We start from the raw sequence: 3,305 nt of genomic DNA, 5'->3' as shown, positions 1-3,305 counted from the left end.
ACCCAGAAATTACCGGCCAAGCACATCAATCAGGGGTTCTTCGATCCCTCCAGATCTGGCCCGAATGCTGTGCAATCATCCGTGGAAGAACTGCCGCCGTCGCATTGAGGACACCGGACACGTTTACGTCCACCATTCGCTGCCATTCGTCCACTTTCAGGCTGTCAATGTTGGACAGGGGCATCAGGCCCGCATTGTTGACCAGCACATCAATCCTGCCAAATTGGGCAATGAGGGCATCTGCCGCAGCCTTGCATGAGGTCAGATCCGTAACATCGGTCGAAAGGGCAACGGCTTTACCCCCTGCCCCGGTGATTTCCGCCGCCAGCGTGTCCAGACGGTCCTTGCGCCGTGCTGCCAGACCGACTATTGCACCCTCTGTCGCAAGTTTGCGTGCTGTTGCAGCCCCTATCCCGCTGGAGGCGCCGGTAACAAGGGCGACTTTACCTCTGATGCTCATGATAATCTCCACCTATTCCATTTAAAAAAGATCGAGAAAACAGGTAAAGACCAATGAAAATGGTTTCTGTCGTCCTCTTGCCAAAATCATTGTGATTTTGCGTTTTTGTGAGTTGGACTGGACAATTCACGGCACGTCTGAAAGGTAAACCGGATGCCGTACCCGCATCGTTCTTCGCTGCATGCCGCCAGTTATGCCCTCAATGACCGCATTCCGGGCCGGAAGATCGCGCAAAGCCACGGGGACGCATGGAAAGAGGCCGAGGCACAGATATTCCGCCGACCGCAACAGGAAGATGAAGTGCTGGTCCCGGCCGTGGCCGAACCCTTGCTGGTCTGGATCATCTCGGGAGAAGCGCAGATCGAGGAACGCGAACTGACAGGTGAATGGACGAAAAGTGAGGCCGGGTCCGGATCATTTTTCCTGACACAGACCGATGCGCCTTACCTCATGCGCTGGCAGGCTGATCCGGACCGTCCGTTTGAAGTCCTGCATCTTTATCTGGGGCTTACTCTGGTGAACCGGGCCGCCCGATCGTTGGGGCTTAATCCATCACGGCTTTCCATGCGCGACATTTCCGGTGGTCAGGACGCATTCATATCTGGCGTTCTGACAGGCCTGGCGGCCGAGATCCAGGCGACTCATTCGGCCAGTTCTCTATTTGTAAATGGCCTTCTGGAAAGCCTGACCGTCCATCTTCTGCGTCATTATGCCCGGACACAGCCTTCGCCCACACCCAGACCTGCACAACTGCTAGCGTGGAAGCTGCGCAAGGCGCTGGATCATATGGAGGCCCATCTCGCCGAACCGTTCGATCTCGATCTTCTGGCCGGGTTATGCGGGATGAGCCGGTTTCATTTCAGCCGGTCATTTCACAACACCATGGGGCAAAGCCCATCACGCTGGTTTATCCGGCGGCGTGTGGAACATGCGAAGGACCTTCTGTCACAGACCAACAGGTCCATCATCGAGATCGCCCTGACCAGTGGCTATGAGAGTGCGAGCCATTTTGCACAGATGTTTCGCAGGGAAACCGGCATCAGCCCACGCGACTACAGGAAGCTATGATGGAGACGGATAAGGCGGCTACTACCTCCCTGCTTCAAATTCATTAACCAGATAGCGGTTAAGGCAGACCTAAAAGGCCGCCTTTAGACGCTGTTTTTCTCAATGCGTAACTTTCAGGCTTGATTTCCGACTCTTCTTCGGCGGGATGCTGGCCACACGCTTTCTTGGTATCTTCGCATCAAAAACCGTTGCGGATCACGACATCTAGCGCTGTTCAACGAATTAATGGGCCTTGAGCTGAGCCAGTTCCGATGCACGCCATATCTCCCAGCGGCGAAGCAGGCGGTGGTATGGTTCACCTGTCCGCTCATCCAGCTTTTCTACCGCGGTTATCCGGTCCGTACGAAAATGACGGAAGTCCTGTCGCAGTTCGCACCAAGCGATCAGTACGCGCGTGGTATCCGAATAGCCAAGAACCACTGGCCATACCGTACGCTCGGTTAGCGTACCCCGTTGATCGCAATAATGCAGGCGCAATTTCATTTCTTTACGTATTGCAGATCGAAAGTCCGCCGCGTCCACCGTATCCTTGGACGCATCAAGAGGCAGCTTCGCCGCAGTGCTCGGCGCAATGATAAATGGCTGCAGGCGCTCGGGCACAACTGCCGCAATCTTAGCAAGAACGTCCAATGCCGTACATGCAAGCATTTCATCGCCATGGGCTGCCACCCACTGCGCGCCCAGAACAATCGCCTCAATTTCCACCGGGGTCAGCGCAAGCGGCGGCATGTCGTATCCGGAGCCGAGCACGTAACCAACGCCAGCCTCACCTGAAACGGGCACGCGCTGCCCCATCAGATGCGCGATATCGCGGTAGATCGTGCGCGTGGAGACCTCCAATTCCCCAGCCAGCGCCTGCGCCGTGATGGGGCGCGACGACCGGCGCAGGATTTGGATAATCTGAAAAAGGCGGTCGGTACTACGCAAGGGTTTTGCAATCATGCTGACAGGATGCTGTCAGCATGATTGTGCCAAAAGACGGCGAACACAACCTTATGCAGGAATCGCTCGATGAAGTTTGCCTCTACCCGCCTGATTGCCGCTGACATCAACACCATGGTTGCATTTTATGAATTGGTGACCGAACAGCCTGCCGAATGGCTTGCACCCCAGTTTGCCGAAATCGTCACCCCTGGCGCGACACTCGCGATCGGTAGCGCCGAGACGGTCGCCCTGTTCAGGGAAGGAACTGCCGAACCGGGGGCAAACCGCACCGCAATTCTGGAATTCAGGGTTGATGACGTGGATGCCGTATTCGCACGCCTGAAAAACAAAGTGGACGTTGTGATTGAGCCAAAGCTGCTGCCATGGGGCAACCGCACGGCCCAGTTCCGCGATCCCGAGGGCACGATCATCAGCCTGTTTACGCCGTTAACCAAAGCCGCCCGCGCCCGTTTCGGAACCCGGCGACAACGGGTAGCCAACCGGTCTGTTATTTCTATAGACAACATACAGGAAAGCGGGGGGGGAGGCGAACGACCTGGTTCTAGGNCTAGGGCCTGTTAGATCTTGAATTTCTTCCCATATTGTAGGGATGGAAGAAGGAGACNAGAACAGGCACCTTTACGGACGAGACATGGGCGATCTGGGAACCTCTGATTGAAGAGGTTCGCCCGAGGGGCAAGACGCCGCCACATGATCTGCGGCGGACGATAGCAGCGATTTTCTGGCGTCATGAGAATGACGCGAAATGGCGGAGTATCCCCGCTGAACTGGGTCCGTGATGGCGGGCTGCGCAGCTTTTCATCCGCTGGGCGAAGCTCGGCGTATGGGAGCG

At 56.3% G+C, this 3,305-nt stretch carries 4 protein-coding genes and 1 pseudogene; 3 read left to right on the top strand and 2 right to left on the bottom strand.

Features of this window, described 5'->3' with window-relative positions; translation table 11 throughout:
* Window positions 1-49 precede the first annotated feature (49 nt).
* A pseudogene (locus NJLHNGOC_RS15305) lies at window positions 50-472 on the bottom strand (SDR family oxidoreductase); the annotation flags it as partial.
* A gap of 141 nt (window positions 473-613) precedes the next feature.
* Between NJLHNGOC_RS15305 and NJLHNGOC_RS15300 the strand changes: the two are divergent.
* The gene (locus tag NJLHNGOC_RS15300) at window positions 614-1,528 is read left to right on the top strand and encodes a helix-turn-helix domain-containing protein (protein ID WP_014106962.1); all 915 of its coding nucleotides are present in this window, start codon (window positions 614-616) and stop codon (window positions 1,526-1,528) included.
* A gap of 222 nt (window positions 1,529-1,750) precedes the next feature.
* On the opposite strand, the gene NJLHNGOC_RS15295 is transcribed toward NJLHNGOC_RS15300, so the two are convergent.
* On the bottom strand, window positions 1,751-2,470 hold the full coding sequence (locus NJLHNGOC_RS15295; RefSeq protein ID WP_014106963.1) for a helix-turn-helix transcriptional regulator: 720 nt from the start codon (window positions 2,468-2,470) through the stop codon (window positions 1,751-1,753).
* Between the two features lie 69 nt (window positions 2,471-2,539).
* On the opposite strand from NJLHNGOC_RS15295, the gene NJLHNGOC_RS15290 reads away from it, so the two are divergent.
* Both NJLHNGOC_RS15290 and NJLHNGOC_RS15285 read left to right on the top strand, forming a co-directional pair.
* The gene (locus NJLHNGOC_RS15290) at window positions 2,540-3,034 is read left to right on the top strand and encodes a VOC family protein (protein WP_113597096.1); all 495 of its coding nucleotides are present in this window, start codon (window positions 2,540-2,542) and stop codon (window positions 3,032-3,034) included.
* 77 nt (window positions 3,035-3,111) lie between these two features.
* Window positions 3,112-3,252: a transposase gene (locus NJLHNGOC_RS15285; RefSeq protein ID WP_408891018.1), complete on the top strand. Its 141-nt coding sequence runs from the start codon at window positions 3,112-3,114 to the stop codon at window positions 3,250-3,252.
* The last annotated feature ends 53 nt before the right edge of the window (window positions 3,253-3,305 follow it).

The sequence above is a fragment of the Novacetimonas cocois genome (genome assembly GCF_003311635.1).
GTDB classification, from domain to species: Bacteria; Pseudomonadota; Alphaproteobacteria; order Acetobacterales; family Acetobacteraceae; genus Novacetimonas; species Novacetimonas cocois.
The sequence above is the reverse complement of the archived record's forward strand: the minus strand, read 5'-3'. Positions and strand labels throughout refer to the sequence as shown.